The 18,840-nt window shown below is 69.7% G+C and carries 20 protein-coding genes; all 20 read right to left on the reverse strand.

The window, feature by feature from the left end; all coding sequences use genetic code 11:
* Nucleotides 1-6: 6 nt before the first annotated feature.
* The 20 genes from VN461_13120 to VN461_13215 all read right to left on the reverse strand — a co-directional run bounded on the left by VN461_13120 (nt 7) and on the right by VN461_13215 (nt 18,796).
* The gene (locus VN461_13120; GenBank protein ID HXB55722.1) at nt 7-765 is read right to left on the reverse strand and encodes a helix-turn-helix domain-containing protein; all 759 of its coding nucleotides are present in this window, start codon (nt 763-765) and stop codon (nt 7-9) included.
* 101 nt (nt 766-866) lie between these two features.
* Nucleotides 867-1,655 carry a hypothetical protein gene (locus tag VN461_13125; GenBank protein HXB55723.1) on the reverse strand — a complete coding sequence of 263 codons (789 nt, stop codon included), beginning with the start codon at nt 1,653-1,655 and terminating at the stop codon, nt 867-869.
* Nucleotides 1,656-1,694: 39 nt separating this feature from the next.
* Nucleotides 1,695-1,928, reverse strand: coding sequence for a hypothetical protein (locus VN461_13130; protein HXB55724.1), 234 nt, complete (start codon nt 1,926-1,928; stop codon nt 1,695-1,697).
* A gap of 34 nt (nt 1,929-1,962) precedes the next feature.
* Nucleotides 1,963-5,070 carry a tetratricopeptide repeat protein gene (locus VN461_13135; GenBank protein HXB55725.1) on the reverse strand — a complete coding sequence of 1,036 codons (3,108 nt, stop codon included), beginning with the start codon at nt 5,068-5,070 and terminating at the stop codon, nt 1,963-1,965.
* 57 nt (nt 5,071-5,127) lie between these two features.
* Nucleotides 5,128-5,799 carry a ribonuclease HII gene (locus tag VN461_13140; protein HXB55726.1) on the reverse strand — a complete coding sequence of 224 codons (672 nt, stop codon included), beginning with the start codon at nt 5,797-5,799 and terminating at the stop codon, nt 5,128-5,130.
* A 71-nt stretch (nt 5,800-5,870) separates the two neighbouring features.
* Nucleotides 5,871-6,260 carry a 50S ribosomal protein L19 gene (gene rplS / locus VN461_13145; protein ID HXB55727.1) on the reverse strand — a complete coding sequence of 130 codons (390 nt, stop codon included), beginning with the start codon at nt 6,258-6,260 and terminating at the stop codon, nt 5,871-5,873.
* Between the two features lie 10 nt (nt 6,261-6,270).
* The gene (gene trmD, locus VN461_13150) at nt 6,271-7,056 is read right to left on the reverse strand and encodes a tRNA (guanosine(37)-N1)-methyltransferase TrmD (GenBank protein HXB55728.1); all 786 of its coding nucleotides are present in this window, start codon (nt 7,054-7,056) and stop codon (nt 6,271-6,273) included.
* Nucleotides 7,046-7,582, reverse strand: coding sequence for a ribosome maturation factor RimM (gene rimM / locus VN461_13155; protein ID HXB55729.1), 537 nt, complete (start codon nt 7,580-7,582; stop codon nt 7,046-7,048). The genes trmD and rimM overlap by 11 nt, the downstream gene beginning before the upstream one ends.
* Nucleotides 7,579-7,809 (reverse strand): KH domain-containing protein, encoded by a 231-nt coding sequence (locus tag VN461_13160; protein ID HXB55730.1) that lies wholly within the window; start codon nt 7,807-7,809, stop codon nt 7,579-7,581. The genes rimM and VN461_13160 overlap by 4 nt, the downstream gene beginning before the upstream one ends.
* Before the next feature lie 5 nt (nt 7,810-7,814).
* On the reverse strand, nt 7,815-8,060 hold the full coding sequence (rpsP, locus tag VN461_13165) for a 30S ribosomal protein S16 (GenBank protein HXB55731.1): 246 nt from the start codon (nt 8,058-8,060) through the stop codon (nt 7,815-7,817).
* Between the two features lie 14 nt (nt 8,061-8,074).
* On the reverse strand, nt 8,075-9,415 hold the full coding sequence (gene ffh, locus VN461_13170) for a signal recognition particle protein (protein ID HXB55732.1): 1,341 nt from the start codon (nt 9,413-9,415) through the stop codon (nt 8,075-8,077).
* A gap of 162 nt (nt 9,416-9,577) precedes the next feature.
* Nucleotides 9,578-10,039 carry a cyclic nucleotide-binding domain-containing protein gene (locus VN461_13175; GenBank protein HXB55733.1) on the reverse strand — a complete coding sequence of 154 codons (462 nt, stop codon included), beginning with the start codon at nt 10,037-10,039 and terminating at the stop codon, nt 9,578-9,580.
* A 69-nt stretch (nt 10,040-10,108) separates the two neighbouring features.
* Nucleotides 10,109-11,317, reverse strand: coding sequence for a bifunctional 3,4-dihydroxy-2-butanone-4-phosphate synthase/GTP cyclohydrolase II (locus tag VN461_13180; protein HXB55734.1), 1,209 nt, complete (start codon nt 11,315-11,317; stop codon nt 10,109-10,111).
* A gap of 55 nt (nt 11,318-11,372) precedes the next feature.
* Nucleotides 11,373-11,972, reverse strand: a complete 600-nt coding sequence (locus VN461_13185; protein HXB55735.1) for a riboflavin synthase — start codon at nt 11,970-11,972, stop codon at nt 11,373-11,375.
* A 75-nt stretch (nt 11,973-12,047) separates the two neighbouring features.
* A complete protein-coding gene (gene ribD, locus VN461_13190; GenBank protein HXB55736.1) occupies nt 12,048-13,223 on the reverse strand; it encodes a bifunctional diaminohydroxyphosphoribosylaminopyrimidine deaminase/5-amino-6-(5-phosphoribosylamino)uracil reductase RibD in 1,176 nt (391 codons plus the stop codon).
* A complete protein-coding gene (gene ftsY / locus VN461_13195; GenBank protein ID HXB55737.1) occupies nt 13,220-14,134 on the reverse strand; it encodes a signal recognition particle-docking protein FtsY in 915 nt (304 codons plus the stop codon). Before ftsY ends, ribD begins: the two co-directional genes overlap by 4 nt.
* On the reverse strand, nt 14,131-14,484 hold the full coding sequence (locus VN461_13200; GenBank protein HXB55738.1) for a hypothetical protein: 354 nt from the start codon (nt 14,482-14,484) through the stop codon (nt 14,131-14,133). The genes ftsY and VN461_13200 overlap by 4 nt, the downstream gene beginning before the upstream one ends.
* 53 nt (nt 14,485-14,537) lie before the next feature.
* A complete protein-coding gene (locus tag VN461_13205) occupies nt 14,538-15,296 on the reverse strand; it encodes a tetratricopeptide repeat protein (GenBank protein HXB55739.1) in 759 nt (252 codons plus the stop codon).
* A gap of 11 nt (nt 15,297-15,307) precedes the next feature.
* On the reverse strand, nt 15,308-17,116 hold the full coding sequence (locus VN461_13210) for an HD domain-containing phosphohydrolase (protein HXB55740.1): 1,809 nt from the start codon (nt 17,114-17,116) through the stop codon (nt 15,308-15,310).
* 3 nt (nt 17,117-17,119) lie between these two features.
* Entirely contained in the window at nt 17,120-18,796 is a 1,677-nt protein-coding gene (locus tag VN461_13215) for an adenylate/guanylate cyclase domain-containing protein (protein HXB55741.1), read from the reverse strand.
* Nucleotides 18,797-18,840 lie beyond the last annotated feature (44 nt).

An 18,840-nucleotide genomic window follows, 5' to 3' on the forward strand; every position in this document is an offset into this window, starting at 1 on the left:
GGACCCTCAGCTGCTGTGGGACGCGTGTCCGCCCGGCGCGTCCTCCACGAGAGAGGGCAGGTTCTTCCTCGTGATCACGATGTTTCGCCGCACCTCGCCGCTCTTGCCGAGCGGCACTCCGGGGCGGTCATTCACGCGGAAGGCCAGGCCGCCCGCGTTGCCGACGCTGAGCACGAGCTCACCGTGGGCCTCCAGGGTCTCCGACTCCCCTTGGCTCATGACGCGGTCGATCACGGTCTGGCCGTCCGCCTGCACCTGCACCCAGCAGTTCTGCTGGGCGGTCAGGGTGAGCACCAGGCTCTCCGGCGGGGGGCCGGGAGGGCCGGGGTCGGCGGGCGGAGGGTAAACGCGGTCCGCGGGCAGGACGACGCCGGTGGCGGCGGCGGGGAGCGGGGAGACCCGCCCGCCGTGGTCGGATGCGCCCTTGCGCAGGGAGAGGGCGGCGGCCGCAACCGCCAGCGCGCCCACAAAGAGAAGGCCGCGCGGGGGCGTCCGACGGCGGGGCGGCGGAGGTTTCTTCTCCACCGCCTGGTCCCCATGCACGTAGAGGAAGTCGGCCACCAGGCGTTCCTGGTCCAGTCCTAGGTGACGCGCGTATTGCCGCACGAAGGCGCGGGGGAAGAGACCACCGGGGAGCACATCGACGCGGTCCTGCTCGAGGGCCTGCAGGAAACGCACGCTGATCTTGGTGGCGTCGGCGATCTCCCGAAGGCTGATCCCGCGAAGCTCCCGCTCTCTACGAAGGTTCTCGCCGAACGAAGCCATATCTGGAGCCCGCCGCTCCCTCTGCTCCCCAAGGCTTCCGAAAAAAGGTGATCGCGAAGCGCGTGCGGATTCTACGCGAGCCCGGTGAAGGCTGTCAAATCCTATGTGGCTGAGCCCCTGAGGGTTCGGCCACTATCGGGGGGTTGCGGAGTCTCCGCCACGCGCAGCGCCGCCGCTTGGACCAGGGGTCGCAAACCGGGGGTCTCGGCCACGCGCAGGAGGTCTCTTCGGGTGAGGGAACTGAGCTGGAGGAGCGCCAGGGGGAGGGGCGTGCGGGGCTGCAAGGCGAGGGCCAGCCGGACGCCGTAGCACTCCGACCAGCGCGGGGAGGAGACCGCGGCCTCGATCAGGGCGCCGGAAACCTCGGGCTGCCGAAGCGCGAGCAGGAAGTCCTCCTCCCTCAGCCGGGGGTTGATGAGGGCCGCGCGGGCCACCTTGGGCCCCGGGTCGGAAAGCAAGGGGCGGAGGACGGCGGGGGTCGCGATCTTGGCTAGCGTCACCCGTTCGCCCAGCCGGAGGTCGGGGAGCAGGTCCTTCAGAATGGCCTCGCTGCGCACCCGCACCGCGCCCGGCACGTGGGGGCTGGCGGCCACGTCCGCAAGGTCGCGCCAATAGAGCGAGGGCAAGAGCCGGAGCGAGAGGGCGCGGGGCGCGTTCGGGTTCAACACCAGCTTGCCGAGAACGTGGGCACGCTCGGACCAAGGGGGGGTCGTGCCGACGAGTTCGAGGAACCGAACGGGCAGGGCCCGTCGGAGCAGGCTGATGAGCACGCTGTCCTCGGGATCGTGGCGGGTGAGCGCCTCTCGCAGCCGCTCCCCGTGCGGCCCGGCCTGGAGGATCTCCGCGTGGAGGGCCTCCATGGCACCCTCGGGGGCCGGCTTGGCCCTCACGGTCGCGCCCCCCTACTCCCCGGCCCTCCTCTGCCGGGCTCAGCCACGGCCACCGGGGGGGGAGAGGTGCTGGCGGACATCGTGGAGCGCCAAAACGATGTTGACCAGCCCAAGGCCGGTCACCGCTCCCCGGGTGAAGGCGCTCAGCAGCACGGCCCGCACCGCGGGATGCGGCTGCAGGAGGTAGTTGGTGTCCCAGAGCGAGGTCCAGGGCGCCCAGGCCAAGATGAGTCCCACTAGGAGCGAGCTAAAGATGGAGAGGAAGGGGGCCATGGGTTGACGACGTTCTCCCGCCGCGGGGGCCGGCCTAGCGCAGGGCCGCCCGCAGGTCGCGGACCTTGGTGGCCACGTCGCGGAAGTTGGCGTCCTGGCCGTAGAGGTCGGTGAAGACGTGCAGGGCCTTGTCCGTATCCCCGGCCGCCTCCAGCGCGCTGGCGAGATCGTAGCGGAGACCTTGGTATTCCTCCTCGCTCCGGTCAGGGGCGGTCAGGCCTTTCTCAAACCACTTCACCGCCAGCTTGGCCATGCCCTTCTCCAGAAAGCAGATGCCGAGCATGCTGCTGCATTCAAGGAGGCGGTTCTCGTCCTTGGCCGCCAGCTGGAACTCGGCGATGGCCTCGTCGATGAGCCCCATCTCCTTGTAGGCGATGCCGAGGTTGTAGCGGGTGTCGTAGTCCTCCTTGCCCAGCTGCTTGTCGACGCCCTTCTTGAACTCCTTGAAGATGTCGGCGAGGCCGGCGTCGCCGAGGTCCGTCCCCGAGGCCGGGACCGGCTCCTCCACCGCCGACTGGGCGCCGAACAGGCCTCCGAGCTCCGCCCCCAGGTCCAGTCCGCCCTCCTCCGCCGGCGGAGGGGCCGGCTCGGGTTCGTCGAGACCGAGCTCGCCCAGCGGGTCGTCGAGCAACGAATGCGGCCGGACCTCCGCCCGCAGCGGCGGCTCGTCCACCAGATCGGCGGCTTCGTCGGGAGGCGGAGCGCTGGGGACCCGCGGTCGAGACGGCGGCGGCGGAATTTTAGCCTCGTCGAGGCCCAGCTCCGCCATCTTGCGCGCGATCGCGGGATGACCGGAATACCGTTCCCCGATCTCGCTCAGGGCCTCTTTGGCATCGTCGACGAAGCCCAGGGAGATGTAGGACTCGACCTCGTCCAGGACCTTCTGCAGCTCGGCCGGGATCCCGCCGCTGGGCGGGGGGGCGGGCGGCGCCTTCGGGGGCGGGGCCGGCTTCTTCGCCGTCGGCGGCGGCATCGGCAGGGCGGCGGGCTTGGGGACGATCCTTGAGGGCTTGGGAGGAGGAGCGACCGGCCGGGGAGGGGGCGCGACGGGCCGGGGGGCAGCGGCGACCGGTGGCGGAGGCACGGGGGCGGGACGCGGCGGCTCAGGGGCGGGGCGCGCCGGGGCTTTCTTGGCCGGCGCCGGGGGGGGAGGCTCCAGCAACGGCGTCTCCTCCTCGATGCCCAGCGAAATCTCCTCTTCGAGCTCCGCCCCCCCCTCCACGTCGACCGGAACGTCGATCTCCGTCGCGGGCTCCGCGGCTTGGGAAGGCTCCTCCTCCAAGAAATGGCCGGTCAACTCGCCCTCCGCCCCCGACTCCATCCCGAGGTCCAGAGCCTGGAGATCAGGCTCGGGGACTTGATCCAGAGCCGGCGCGTCCAGCCCGCCCTCTTCCACTTCCAGCGGGATCTCTTCTTCCACCGGATCCGGGGGCGGAGGGGCGGGGGCGGGAGCCGGCTCCTTCCGCGGCGCGGCTTTGGGGGCGGGAGGGGCGGCGGCGGGGGCGGCGGCGGCCGCGGGGGCGGGGGCCGGCGGCGGCGGAGAGAGCTGGCGTGCCTCGGCCGCGTGGGTCTCCGCAGCCGCCGCATCCCCTTTCAGGCGGAAGATCTCGGCCAGGAGCCGGGATTGCTCGGCCGCCTTCTCGTTCTCGCCCTTCTCCTTGAAGACGTCGCGCAGCTCCTGTCGAGCCTCGACGTTGTCCGCGAAACGGACGATCACCGCCTCGAGCTGGTCGCGGGCCTTGTCCACGAGACCGTATTTCCGGAACACCCTCCCCTCGGCCAGGTGCTCGTTGATGAACTCCTGGTCCTCTTCGCTGAGAGGCCCGGAGAGCTGGATCGCGGCGCGGGGGCCGGACGCGGGGGCGGCCGGGGCCGGCGCGCTCGGGGCGGAGGTCGCCTCGGGGCCCGCGAGCTCGAAGTCCTCTTCCACGACCGGGGCGGGGGCGGCGGGGGCAGTCGGCCGGCCGCCCTTCTTGGAGCGCACGAACTCCAGCTTGTTCCGGTGCTGCTCGTTCTGGGGCTCGAGCCCCACCAGGATCTCCAGGACGGAAGCCGCCTGGTCCATCTGCCCCTGGTTGATGTAGGCCTCGACGATCTGCGAATAGGTGCCCGGGACCGCGCTGTCCTTGCGCAGCTGGCGGTAGACCTCGACGAGCTTGAGCAGGCTCTTGACGTGGGCGGGGTTCCTCTGGACGATCTGCTGGAGCAGGCTGGCCGCGCGCTCCCCTTCCTTGCGCTCCAAGAGCCGGTCCACGACCGGAAGCAGCTGCTCGTAGGCCCGATCGAACTGCCCTTGCATGAGGCACATGCGCCCCATGAGGGTGCGCGCCTCCTGATCCTGGGGATCCTGCTGCAGGAGTCGGCGGAAGATGCCGTCCGCCTCCTCCACGCGCCGAGCCCCCAGATAGGCCTCGCCCAGACGGAGCGCCACATCCTTGTCCTTCGGAGACTGCCGGCTGGCCTCCTCCAGGAAATGGATGGCCTTGTCATAGTTCTTCTGAACGAGGTGTATGCGGGCCAGCTCCACCCGGAGGCGGCTGCTCTTGGGGTCGATCTTCAGGCCCTTCTCCAGGACCTGCAGCGCCTCCGCCAGGTGGCCCTTCTTGTTCAACTCGTCGGCGATGGCGATGTGTTCCTCGACGGCCTTGGTCGCGTTCCCGTCGCGAGTGTAGAGGTCGGCCAGCTTGCTGCGGACCTTGAGGTCGGCGGGGTCGATCTCCGCCATCTTCTTCAGGGCGTCGCCCGCCTCCCGGACCCGCCCGCGCTTGATGTACTCGTCGAGGACGATCTGGTACTGGCCCTTGGCCTCCACCATGAGGCCCTGCTTCGCGTAGAGGTCGGCGAGGTTGAGGTACGGCTCGAGGGCGGAGGCGTCCAGCTTGTTGATCTGCTTCCAGAGGGCGATGGCCTTCAGGAGGAAGCCGTCCTGGGCCAGGTAGTTGGCCACCTTCGCGTATTCGCTCGCCGCCTCCTTGACCTTGTTGAGCCGGGTGTAAAGGTCCCCGATCTTCTTGACCGTGTTCCAGTCGCGCGGGTTGTCGTCGACGAGCTGGCGATAGAGGGTGATGGCCTTGTCGAAACGCCCGGCCTTCTCCTCCTTCTCCGCGTCCTGCTTGACCTTGACGGGGTTGATCTTGGCCACGCCCGCCCTACCTAGTCCCCTTGGCGGTCGGCCCGGGGAGCAAACCGCCGCCCACGCTCAGAACAGCCACGGCTGGGTCCCCTGGAAGGAGCGGCGGTGGATTGCGGAGGGCCCTAGGCGCCTTAGGGCAAGCCGGTGGTCTTCGCTCGCGTAGCCCATGTTGTGAGCCAGGCCGTAACCGGGATGGCGGAGGTCCCACTCCCGCATGATACCGTCCCGGGCCACCTTGGCCACGATGGAGGCGGCGGCGATGGAGACGGAGAGGGCGTCCCCCTTGATGATGGGACGCTGGGGCAGGGCGAGACCGGGAACGGTGAGCGCGTCCACGAGAAGCAGGCCCGGCCGGACGCTCAAGCTCTCCACCGCCCGCCGCATGGCCAGGTAGGTGGCGCGGAGGATGTTGAGGCAGTCGATCTCCTCCGGTTCCGCGCAACCGAGGGCCCAGGCTCGAGCCTGGCTGCGTATACGGGCGGAGAGCGACTCGCGCTGCCTCTGGGTCAGGCGTTTGGAGTCGTCCAGTCCTTGGGTGTCGAAGGCCTCGCCCAGCACCACCGCCCCCGCCACCACCGGACCGCAGAGGGCACCCCGGCCCACCTCGTCCACTCCCGCGACCAGCGCGTGGCCCTCGGCGTAAGCCTCCTCTTCGAAACGTGCGTCGCAATGAAGTTCCTCGCCCCGGTAGACGAGGGGCCGCCGGCCGCGGGCAGACCGCTTCCTACGCGCCGTCATGACCCCATCCGGACCCCGCCTCGCGCAAGCCGCCACCTCCGGTCCGCGGTGCGCCCCTCCCCGCCCCGGAGCTAGGCCTCCGCTCGCTTCTCTTTCATGCGTCCGGCCTTCCCCTTGCGGTCTCTCAGGTAATAGAGCTTGGCCCGCCGCACCCGGGCCTGCTTGACGACCTCGATCTTCTCGATGGTCTGCGCGTGCAACGGGAAGATCCGCTCCACCCCCTGTCCGAACGAGACCTTGCGGACGGTCATGGTGGCGCGGGCTCCGCTGCCCCGGAGGCCGATCACCACTCCCTCGAAGACCTGAACCCGCTCCCGCTCCGTCTCCTTGGGCTTGCCTTTGATCTCCTCCTTGACGCTCGTCTCCTTGACCCGCACGTGCACGCGCACGGTGTCGCCGGCGCTGAGTCGGGGGAGGGCCTTCTTCAGGTCGGAGGCCTCGATACTGTCGATGGGATTCATTTCTATCTTCCTATTCCGGTAGTGCGAACGTTTCCTTCTTTGGGGTCTCCCCCGCCTCTTCCCCCCGCCCATCCTCGAGCTCGCGCAGGAGACTCTCGTCCTCCGCGGAGAGCCGGGCCGCCTTCAGCAGGTCCGGGCGTCGCTCGCGGGTCGCGCGCAGGGCTTGCTGGCGCCGCCAGCGCCGGACCCGCTCGTGGTCGCCCGAGAGGAGGACCTCCGGAACGGCCCGTCCCCGCACCACCGCCGGTCGCGTGTAGTGGGGATGGTCCAGAATGCCGTCCGCGAAGGAGTCGGCCTCCGCCGAGCCAAGGTCGCCCAGGGCCCCCGGCAGCAGCCGTACCGTGGCTTCGATGACGGCCAGGGCCCCGACTTCGCCGCCCGTGAGCACGAAGTCGCCCAGGCTCATCTCTTCCGTGGCCAGGCCTTCCCGGACCCGCTCGTCGATCCCCTCGTAACGCCCGCAGAGCAGGAGCAGCCGGTCCAGGCCGGCATAGCGCTCGGCCGTCCGCTGGTCGAAGGGGCGGCCACGGGGAGAGAGCAGCACCACCCCCCTCCGCTCCCCGGGCGCGGCCGGGATGGCCTCCGCTGCCCGGAAGAAAGGCTCCGCCTTCATGACCATGCCTGGACCGCCCCCGAAGGGAGCGTCGTCCACGGTCCGGTGGCGGTCGTCCGTGTAGTCCCGGAGGTCGTGCACCCGTATGTCCACGAGCCCGCTCTCGCGGGCGCGCTGCACGATACCCTCGGCGAGGGGGGCCAAGACCAAACGGGGAAAGATGGTGAGCACCTCAATCCGCAGCATCGACCAGCTCCGGAAGGACCGCCACCAAGCGACCGCGGGAGAGGTCCACCCGCGTCACGAAGGGCGCGGCCAGGGGGATGAGCGATTCCCCCCCCGCCCCCCGCACGACCAGCACGGGAGCGGCCGCTCCCGTCTCCAGCAGATCCACCACCGTGCCCAGCGGGCGCCCGGCCGCGTCTTCTGCGCAGAGGCCCCGGAGCTGGTGATGGTAATACGAGCCCTCCGGCAACGGAGTGAGCTCGTCCTCATCGATGCGGATCTCCAGGCCCCGGTAACCTTCCGCCTCGTCGATCGAGTCCACGCCCTCCAGCTTGAGTACGAAGCGCCCCTTGTGGGGCCAGCAGGAGGTCACCGTCACCTCGCGGGCTCCGCCTCCGGGTCCGGGCACGAAGGCCCGGCGAAGGGAGGGGAAGCGATCGGGCCGATCGGAGAGGGACTGGGTCAGGACCTCACCCTTCCGGCCCTGGGGCTTCACGACCCGGCCGATCACGACCAGGTCGCTAAAGGTGCGGGGGGCGGTCAATCCCGGATCTCCAGCTCGCAGGGCCGACCCCGGCGCCGGCCCACTGCCTCCAGGACCGTGCGCAGGGCGTCGGCGGTGCGGCCCCGGCGGCCGATGACCCGGCCGCGGTCGCCGGGGGCCACCTCCAGCTCCAGCACCGACACCCCCCCCTCCACGCGCTCCTCAACGAACACGTGCTCGGGCGCCTCCACCAGGGCCCGCACGAGGGTTATGAGCAGTGTCTCCACCGCTTCTAGCCCGCGGCCTCGGCCTTTCGCTTGAGCAGGCTGCGGACGGTGTCCGAAGCTCGAGCTCCCTTGCCGATCCAGTACTGCGCCCGCTCGGCGTCGATCTTCACCACCGCCGGGTTGCGCCGTGGATCGTAGTGCCCCAGCACCTCCACGAATCGCCCGTCCCGCCACGCCTTGGAATCCGCGACCACCACCCGATAGTAGGGTCTCTTGGTAGTCCCCGTCCGTCTCAGTCTGATCGAGAGCATCCTCGTGCCTTCCTTTACCGAAAATGGGGCAGGCGTGCGGCCATGCGCTTCATGGCCTTGGCTCCTCCCCCCAGGCCCTTCATGAGCCTCCGCGCCTGCGCAAACTGCTTGAGAAGCCGGTTCACGTCCTCGACCGCGTTGCCGCTCCCCCGGGCAATCCGCTTCTTGCGGCTGCCGTTGATGATCGAGGAGTCGCGACGCTCCTTGGCCGTCATGGAATCGATGATGGCGATGGCCCGCCCCATCTCCGCCTCCCCCGCGTCCACGTCCACGCCCCGCAGAGAGCCGGCTCCCGGGATCATGGACAGCACCTCATCGAGCGGTCCCATCCGCCGGAGCTGCGTCATCTGGTCCCGGTAGTCATCGAGGGTGAACTCGCCCCGGCGGAGCTTGCGGACGAGCTCCTCCCCCTTCTCGTGGTCCGCCGCTTGCTCCGCCCGCTCGATGAGGCCGAGCACGTCCCCCATGCCCAGGATGCGCGCCACCATCCGGCTGGGCAGGAACGGCTCCAGGCCGTCCACCTTCTCCCCCACCCCCGCGAACTTGACCGGGCAGCCGGTGACCGCGGCCGCGGAGAGAGCCGCCCCTCCCCGCGCGTCTCCGTCCAGCTTGGTGAGGACGATGCCGGTGATGCCGATGCGTCGGTGGAACTCCTCCGCGCTGCGGACGGCATCCTGGCCGGTGAGCGCATCCGCCACGTAGAGGACCTCGCTGGGCTCGGCGATGGTCTTCAGCTCCTGGAGCTCCGTCATCAGCGCCTCGTCGATGTGGAGCCGGCCCGCGGTGTCCACGATGACGAAGTCGTGGCCGAGGTCCCCGGCCTCGCGGAGGGCCGAGCGCAGGAGTTCCCGGGGGTCCGAGCTCTCGAGGGGGTGATGCACCTTCTGGTCCGCCTGCGCTCCCAGCGTCCGGAGCTGCTCGCGGGCGGCTGGGCGGTTGACGTCCGTCGACACGAGGAGGGGGTGGCTCCCCCGCGCGGAGAGCCAGCGTCCGAGCTTGGCCACGGTCGTGGTCTTGCCCGAGCCTTGGAGTCCGGCCATCAGCACCACGGAGGGAGGGCGGGCCGAGGTCAGCACCCGCGGCGGCTCCTCGCCGCCCAGCACGGCCACCATCTCGTCCCGCACCACTCGCAGCACGGCTTGGTCGGGGGTGAGGCTCCTCAGCACCTCCTGGCCGGTGGCCGCCACCCGGACACGGTCCAGGAGCTGCTTGACTACTTTGAAGTGAACGTCCGCTTCCAGCAGGGCGAGCCGAACCTCACGCAGGGCTGCGTCCACGTGCGCCTCGGACAGCGCACCTTGACCCCGGAGCGACCGAAAGATCCCCTGGAGCCTTTCGCTCAGTGCTTCGAACAAGAAAACGTCACCTCGATACGCGGATTCGTGCCAGATGTCGTACCCCGATGCCGCAGCGCCGCCCGGGGCAACCCAAAGCAATAGTTGATCTTATGGCACAACGGTCGGTTTGTCAAACCCTAAAGCCCACTCCCGCCGCGGGTTAGGCCCCCCTCCCCCGATCTAGAACGTCCGGGCAATGGCCAGCAGAGCCGCCATCTTCTGGTTCGTGTCCCGAAGGCGGCTGGCCAGGGTCCGTCCGAAGGCCCAGAAGAACTTGGAGGTCAGGTCCGGGCGGTTCGCCATCAGGGTCGCTACCTCCTGGTGGGGGAGGGCCAGGACTTCGCAGTCGGTGTGGGCGATGGCGTGGGCCGAAGCCGGGCCCCCGTCGAGGAACTCCATCTCCCCGAAGAACTCCCCCGGCCGCAGGATGGCGAGGGCCTCCTCCCCCCCGCCGGGAACGGCCTTGCTGATCCGGACCTGCCCCTGGTGGATCACCTGCAGCTGTCCACCGGGAGAGCCCTCGGTCAAGATGACGGCCCCTTCCCCGTAGCGCTTCACCAGGCCCACCATGAGGACCTGGGCCAGCTCCTCGTCATCGAGCTCCCGAAAGAGGGACACCGTCTTCAGAAACTCTTGGATCATGGTTGGCGCGGGCCAGCCCCCAAGAGGCGCGACCCCGCGCCCGGAAGGGGTCGTTAGACCTTGGGACGGCTATACCCTCCGCAGCAGGTGGCCCAGCTTCTCCTTCTTGGTCCTGAGATAGCGGCGGCTCGCGTCGGTGGGAGGGATCTCGATCGGTAGCCGCTCCACGATCTCCAGCCCGTAGCCCTCGAGGCCTACGAACTTCCGGGGGTTGTTGGTCAGCAGCCGGATCTGGTGCACCCCGAGCTCCACCAGGATCTGGGCTCCGATTCCATAGTCGCGCTGGTCGGGCTTGAAGCCCAACACCTCGTTGGCCTCCACGGTGTCCTTGCCCTGGTCCTGAAGCTGGTAGGCCATGATCTTGTGGGCGAGCCCGATGCCGCGGCCTTCCTGGCGGAGGTAGAGCAGCACTCCCTTGCCGGCGGCGGAGATCATCTCCAGCGCCTTGTGGAGCTGATCGCCGCAGTCGCAGCGCGAGGACGAGAAGATGTCCCCCGTCAAGCATTGCGAATGCACCCGCACTAGGACCCGGTCCTCGGGCCGGATCTCTCCCGTCACCAGGGCCACGTGATGCTGCCCGTCGATGAGGCTCTCGAAGGCGTGGATGCGGAAGGGGCCGTAGCCGGTGGGAAGGGCGGCCTCGGCTATCTTGCGTACCAGGCGCTCGTGGCTCATCCGGTACTGGATGAGATCCTTGATGGTGATCATCTTGATCCGGTGGCTGCGGCAAAAAACATCCAGCCCGGGCGCGCGCATCATGGTTCCGTCCTCGTCCATGACCTCGCAGATCACCCCCGCGGGGTAGAGGCCGGCCAGGCGGGCCAGGTCCACCGCCGCCTCCGTCTGGCCGGAGCGGACGAGCACCCCGCCCGGGACCGCCCGCAGGGGGAACATGTGGCCGGGGCGGGCCAGGTCGGAGGGGCGGGTCCCGGGATCGATGGCCGCGAGCACGGTGCGGGCACGGTCCCCGGCCGAGATGCCGGTGGTGGTTCCCTGCTTGGCCTCGATGGGGACGCAGAAGGCGGTGCCGAAGCGGGCGCTGTTCTCCTCGTCCTGGACCATGAGGGGGATCCGCAGCTCGTCCAACCGCTCGGGGGTCATGGGCAGGCAGATCAAGCCCCGCCCATGGCGGGCCATGAAGTTGATGACCTCGGGCGTGACCTTCTCGGCCGCGATGGTGAGGTCGCCCTCGTTCTCGCGGTCCTCGTCGTCCACGACCACGACCATCTTCCCGTCGCGGATGTCTTCGATCGCTTCCGGGATGCTGGCGAACGGCATCATCGCTCCCCAAGCGCGGTCCGAAAGGAGCGCGGGAGCGCTCCCCGCGCGACCCCTAGAGGCCGCCGCGCGCGGCCAGGAGCCTTTCCACGTACTTCGCGATCACGTCCACCTCGAGGTTCACGGGGTCGCCCAACCGCGCGTCCCGGAGGCTGGTAACTTCGAGTGTATACGGGATCAGAGCCACTGTGAAGGCGCGGGAGCGGAGGCCGGCCACGGTCAGGGATACGCCATCCACTGCCACCGAGCCCTTCTCGACCAGATAGCGCTCCAGCTCCGGGGGAGGCTCCACCGTGAGCTCGGCGGACTCGCCCAGAAGGCGCCATTCGCGCACCCGTCCCACGCCGTCCACGTGCCCCTGGACGATGTGGCCGTCGAAGCGACCCTCGGCGCGGAGCGGGCGCTCCAGGTTCACCCTCACCCCGGGCTGGAGCCGTTCCCCAAACGCCGTGCGTTTCAGCGTCTCCTCCGTGAGCTCGCAGGAGAATCCCGAGGGATCCGACCGGACCGCGGTCAGGCAGCAGCCGTTGACGGCGATGGATCCCCCCGGGGCCGGCCCGAGAAGGCCCCCGGCATCGATGCGCACCTCGAGCACATCCCCCCTCCGCTCCACGGCCGTGACCGTCCCCGTGACCTCGACGATTCCCGTGAACATGTTCGACGCCTCGCCCGGCCGCGCCCGGGAGGGCCGGTCTCGCGGGTGCCATTTGACCTTTCGGCTCGACGCCCGTCAATCCCGGGCGCCCTCCCGCCGCGGGTACCAGAGCTCGAACAGGCGGGGCTCGGGCCAGGGGCCGGGGAGCGAGGGATCGACCGTCCGCCCGCGCCGGAGGGGGCTCTCAGGGCTCAGCCGCAGGGCCTGCCGGAGCCTCGTCGGGTCGGGGCCCCCGAAGGCGGGCCGGCCGTGGCGCCCGCCCAGCAGGAGGGGGGCCCGGAAGAGGGCGACCGCGTCCACGCTCCGCGCGGCCAGGAACGCGCCCAGCACCTCGGAGCCGCCCTCCACCATCAGGCTTCGGATCCCGCGGGTCCAAAGGGTGGCCAGCGCCCAGGGGAGGGAGACCCGGGAGCGCGCTCCGGGCTGGGAGACCACCCTCACCCCCCGGGCCTCCAGCCGGCGGCGGCGACCCGGGTCCGCTTCGCGGCAGAGAACGAGAAGAGGGAAGCGCCGCGCGGAGCGCACGAGCCGGCCGGCGGGGGGCAGACGCAAGTGCGAATCCAAGACTACGCGAAGAAAGGGCCGCTTCACCCCCGGCACGGGCAGAAGCAGGGGATCGTCGGCGAGGACGGTGCCGATCCCGACCAGGACCGCGTCGTGCAGGCGCCTCAGGCTGCGGGCCTGCCGCCTCTGGGCCGGACTCGTGATCCACTTGGATTCGCCGTTAGCGGTGGCCAGGCGCCCGTCGAGGGTGAGACCGCTCTTCAGGAGGACGAAGGGACGGCCGGCCCGGGCGGAGACCACGAAGCGCTCGTTCAGGAGTAGGGCCTCCACTCCCAGCACTCCCGTGGTCACCTGGAGCCCGGCCCTCCGCAGCCGGGAGAGCCCGCGCCCGTCCACGCGGGGATCGGGATCGGGCAGAGCCGCCACCACCCGTCGCACGCCCGCGGAGAGGATCTGGGGCACGCAAGGTGGCGTGCGGCCCTGATGCGCGCAGGGCTCTAGGGTGACGTAGAGGGTGGAGCCCCGTGCCCGGGCCCCCGCCCGGGCCAAGGCCACGACCTCGGCGTGGGGGCCCCCCGCGCGGGCATGGTGTCCCTCCCCCACCACCCGGCCCTCCCTCACCACCACGCAGCCCACGACCGGGTTGGGGTTGGTCTCGCCCAGGCCGCGCGCGGCCAGGCGAAGGGCGCGGGCCATGAACCGTTCGTCCGTGTGTGTGGGCGGGACGCCCGGGAGCGCGGTCTTCATTCCCAGCCCAGGAGGCTGTCGGTGAAGGCGGCGGCGTCGAAAGGCAGGAGGTCCTCCGCCGACTCCCCCACCCCCACGTAGCGGATGGGGATCCCGAGCTCGCGCACCACCGCCACCGCCACCCCGCCCTTGGCCGTCCCGTCGAGTTTGGCGAGGACGAGACCGGTGACCCCCGCGGAGCGGGCAAACTCCCGGGCCTGGGCCAAGCCGTTGGACCCCACGGTGGCGTCAAGGACGAGCAAGGTCTCGTGGGGAGCCCCCGGCACTTCACGGCCGGCAACGCGCACCATCTTGGCCAGCTCCGCCATCAGGTTGCCCTTGGTGTGGAGGCGTCCCGCGGTGTCCACCAGGACGGCGTCTTGTCCCCGCGCCTTCGCCGCGCGGAGGCCGTCGGTGAGGACCGCGGAGGGCTCCGCCCCCTCTGACCCCCGGTGGAAGGCGGCCTCCGCACGCTCCGCCCACACCGCGAGCTGCTCCGCGGCGGCGGCCCGAAAGGTGTCGGCGGCGCAGAGCAGGACGCTGCGGCCCTCGTTCTTCCAGGCCCGGGCCAGCTTGCCGATGGTGGTCGTCTTGCCGGCCCCGTTGACCCCCACCACGAAGACCACCCAGGGCCTCGAGAGGAAGGGGGCGGCGGGATCGGGCCGCTCGAGCGCGCGGCGGATCTCGTCCCTTAGGGCTGCGCGCAGGGCGGAGACCCCGCCCCCCGAGAGAGGACCGTGCCGCAGGCGCTCCATGGCCTCCTGCACCGCGGGCAGCCCGAGATCCGCCACCAGGAGGGCCTCCTCCAGCGCCTGGAGAGCGGCCGGATCGAGGGGCCGCCGCCCGCTCAGGAGGTCCCCCACCGGGGTCTCCAGCACCTCCCGGGTGCGGGCCAGGCCTCCGCGCAGCCGATCGAGGAGGGACGCGCTCACAGAGCAGCGTCCAACTCTTCCTGGGTCTGCGCGGAGTGCCGGATGCCCTGGGCCAGGAGGACCTCGGGGCCGAGGGACACCACCAAGTAGTAGCCGTCCTTGAGGGGACGCAGGATCACGGTGCCGAGGGCGTAGCGGCACAGGATGTGGTGGATCCCCCCCCCCGCATAGCGCTTCATCGTCCGCTGGGCGACGGCGAGGCCGATGCCCTGATAGGCCCCGATGAGGCGGTGGCGGTAGTCGCGGGCCCCCGCCTCCACCACCACCTCGCCCACCCCGTCGATGAGAAGCGCCGCTTGGGCCCCGGTCACCGCCCGGAGCAGCCGCTCGAGGGCTGCGAGGTAGGGCAAGCGGTCCTCAGCGTCCCGGGGAGGGACAACGACGGAAGGGGAGCATGCCGATGCTACTTGGGAAGCTCCTTGAGCAGCTCCCCTGCGCGCCGGCCGGAGGGGCCCCCGGGGTCCTTCTTGAGCGCACCCTCCAAGCAGGTGCGCGCCTCCTTGAAGCGTCCCACCCGGTTGTAAAGCTGTCCGAGGCTCAGGAGCAGCCCCGGATTTTCGGGCGCCTCCTTGGCCCCGATCTCCAGCTGAGCGATGGCCTCCTCCACGCGGCCCAGCCCCACGAGGGCGTCCGCGAGGCCGAGGTAGGGGTCGGCGTAGGACTTGTGGCGGTTGACGCTGGTCCTAAACCAGTTGGCGGCCTCGCCATAGTTCTTTTCCTCGAGGAACGCCTCCCCCAGGTTGCGGGCGGAGATCTCGGGGGTGGGGTTGGTGGGGTCGTTGAAGGCGGCCAGGAACTCCTTCTTGCCCTCCTCCCGGTTGCCGGCCAGGATCAGGGCCGACCCCAGGTCATTGCGCACGTCCGTGTAGTAGGGGTTGAGCTCCAGGGCCTTCTTGAAGGCCTCGGTGGCGTCCGCAAACTTCTGCTTCTGGGCAAGGGCCTGGCCGAGCCCCTTGTAGAAGTACGGGTTCTTGGGGTCGAGCTTGATCGCCTTCTTGAACTCGTCGATGGCCATGTCCGCCCGACCCTCGCGCAAATGCATGAGGCCGGCGGCGAAGCGGCTCTCGGGGTCGGCCTGGGCGGCGGCCGCGCCCGCGAGGCCCACGGCCAGGAAGAGGACGAGGGCGGTCCTATGGAGCAGTCGCTTGCGGAATGGATTCATGATTCGGGACCTCAGGCGCTAGGGATGGAGGGAGCCGGCTCCGCGACGGGAGCGGCCGGGACTTGCCCCGCTTCCGCCTGGCGGGCGGCCACGGAGGCGCGGCGGGCCTTTGCGGGCGTCAGTTCCCCCGCGGCGGCGGCCCGTTCGAAGGCCTCCACACAGACGAGGTCGAACTTCTTCCCGGCCAGAAACCGCAGGCGGGCGAGCGCGGCTTCGAAGGTCATGGCCTTGGAGTAGGGGCGATCGGTGGTCATGGCGTCGAACGCGTCGGCCACGCTCACGATCCGGCCCAGGAGAGGGATCTCCTCCCCCTTGAGCCCGTCCGGGTAGCCGCTGCCGTCCATGTTCTCGTGGTGCATGAGCCCCGCCCCCGCCATCTCCTTGAGGAGGGGAACCGCCTCCAGGATGTGGGCCCCCCTGGTGGGGTGCTGCTTCATGATCTCGTACTCGTCCTCGGTGAGGGCCGCCGCTTTACGCAGGATCTTGTCCTCGATCCCGATCTTGCCCACGTCGTGGATGATGCCGGAGAGGTGCACCCTCTCCACCTCTTCGGGAGTCATGCCCAGGTGCTTGGCCGTGATCATCGAGTAGTAGGCCACGCGTTCGGAGTGGCCGCGGGTGTAGGGGTCCTTCTCGTCGATGGCGTTGGCGAGCATGCGTATGGAGCCCATGAAGAGCTCCTTGTTGGTGGTGGCCGCCCTTTGGATCTCCTCGATGGACTTCTGGATCTCGTCTCCCATCTGGTTGAAGGCGTCCGCCAGCAGCCCCACTTCATTCTCGCTCTTGATAGAGACGCGGGTCGCGTAGTCACCCCCGGCCAGCCGGCGGGCCCCTTGGGCCAGTTGCTGGATAGGCCGGCTGATCTGTCCCGCGAAGGTCACCCCCAGAACGATGGCCAGCACCGTCACCACCGCCACCAGGGCCAGGGACTTCCGTCGCATGTCGAAAGCCGTGAAGTACGCCTTGCCCTCCTCCACCTGGACGATGACCCCCCACCCGGAGTCGTCGGGGACCCGGGTGTAGGTCCCGAGCATCTTGATCGCGCCCCCGGGGGCGGGGATCGCGAAGGGGCGGGTGGCGGCGATGCCCTTGGACTCGAGGAATTCGCGCACGATCTCGATGTTCGACATGTCGGTTCCGAGGCCCACCGATCGGTCGGAGTGGGCGATGATGTGGCCGCGGCCATCGACCACGTACACCGCGAACAGCTGCTCCCCCGTCTGCTCGGTCATGCGCCAGACGGGCAGCAGGCTGGCCACGGCGAGGACCACCCCCTGCACCGCGCCCCCGTACTTGACCGGCTCCGTGATCACGAGCACGGGCTCCTGGAGCGAACTCGAGACCAGGGGCTGCCCGGTCATGGAAGTCCCCTGCAGGCCGCGGTAGAAGCCCTCCCGGAGCGCCTCCTGGATGGCGGGCTCCTGGAGCTGGACCCCGGACTGTGGCCCCTGCCCCGCCCGATCCACCACGCTCACCGAGTTGAAGCCGGTGTTCTCCCCCAGGTAGCGCTCCAGCGCCTTCTGATCGCGGATGTGGGCCAGCCGGGTGGGGAAGGGAATCATCCCCCCGTCCACTTCCATCGTGCGGGCGATGGCCGTCACCTGGGCCCGGAGGCTTTCCACATAGATGGCGGTCTGCTGGGACAGACTGCGCGCCATGTCGAGCTGGGTCGCCTTCTGGCTGAACTCCAGGCTCTCGCGGCTGGTGGAGACGAGCTTGTAGGAGGTCCACAGGAGCGGCACCACCCCCACCGCAAAGAGCAGGGCCAGCAAGTAGACGAGGATGCGTCCGCGACGCCTTCGCGGCCCGGTGCCGGGCACCCCTCAGGCCTCCCGAGCGGCGGCCCCGCGGGCCGGAGTCGCTTCGGAGCGGGTTTGGGCGACGACCTCGTAGACCGCGACCTCTCTCTCCTTGCCCTTGAGAGTGAAGGTGCCCAGGCTCCGGCAGTCGAAGAGGTCGGCCACGCTGGCCCGCGTATTCTCCCCGATGACCACCATGCCCGGCTTGGCCACCGAGCTCTCCAGGCGGCTGGCCGTGTTCACGGTGTCGCCGAGCACCGTGTACTCCTTCTTGTTGACGCTCCCGATCTCCCCCGCCACCGCCTTGCCGCTGTTGATGCCGATGCGGACGCGCACGGTGGGCCCTTCTTTGCGATCGGCGTTGAACTCGGCCAGGCGTTCCTGCATCTCCAGGGCGGCGCGGATGGCGCGGGCCGCATGGTCGGGCATGTCGAGGGGGGCCCCGAACACGGCCATGATCGCGTCCCCGATGTACTTGTCGAGCGTCCCCTCGTACTTGAAGATCACGTCCGTCATGCGCGAGAGATAGTCGTTCAGGAGCAGCGCCACCTGGGAGGGGCTCATCTTCTCGGACATGGTCGTGAAGCCGACGATGTCCGCGAAGAGAACCGTGACCTCCTTGACCTCCGGCACCCCCAGGGCCGCTCCCTGGGAATCGGAGGTGGCGAGGATCCGGCTCGTGACCTGGGGAGAGAGGAATCGCCCCAGGCGCTCCCTTTTCTTCTCCTCGGCCACGATCTTCTGGTTGAGTCGGGCCCGCTCCACAGCCACCGCCGCGTAGTTGGCGAGAGCGGTGAGAAGATCGAGGTCGTTGAGGGTGAAGCAGTTGGTGAGCATGGGGGAGTCCACGTGGATGATCCCGATGACCTGGTCCTTGTTCCAGAGGGGAGCGCACATCGCGCTCCGAATCCCGTGAAACCGGATGGAGTCCCCGGCCCCGAAGCGGGGGTCCACCATCGCGTCGGAGGTCAGGATGGAGACGCGGTCCTTCAGCACGCGGTCGGCGATGGTCTTGGAGATCGTGATCTTTCCGGTGTCGCTGCCCGCGCCCGGCGTACGGTGCTTGATCACCATGGGTACGAGCTTGTTGTCCGGCTCCTCCTGCAGCATGAGGAAGCCGCGGTCAGAGGGAATGTGGTCGAAGACGATATCCATGACCTGTTGAAGCACCTCTTCCACGGGCCGGACCGCGATCAAGGTCTCCGCCACCTTGGTGAGGACCTTCAGGATGCGGTTGGACTTCTCGATCTCCTGCAGGTCCACGGCCGGGGTGGCCTTGCGGGGATCGGCGGGCGTGGGGATGCTGCCCGCGGTGTCGCTCGTGGAGAGAAGCCGGGAGAGCTCGCCCACGCTGCGGATGATGGTGCCCGCCTCCTCGGAGAGCGGCTTGGCCTCGTCCAGGATGACCTTGCCTTCGAGCGTCTTGCTCAAGGTCATCAGGAACTTCCCGAGCAGGATCCGGTCCCCGTCCTTGAGGGGGGCCTCCACCACGGGCACTCCGTTGACCTGGGTGCCGTTCTTGGACTTGAGGTCGGCGATCCGCACCCCGTCCTCGTCCACTGTGATGCGGGCGTGGGTGCGGGAGATGCCGAAGTCCTTGAGGACGATCTGGCAGTCGGGTGAGCGACCGATCACCACCTCGCCGGTGGTGAAGGTATACGCCTGCGGGGTGTCTCCGTCCTGATAGACCAGGCGATACATGACCCTGAGCGGCCCGAGGCCGCGCCCGTCCCGGAAGTCCTTAT

The organism is Vicinamibacteria bacterium, from assembly GCA_035570235.1.
Classification (GTDB): Bacteria; Acidobacteriota; Vicinamibacteria; order Fen-336; family Fen-336; genus DATMML01.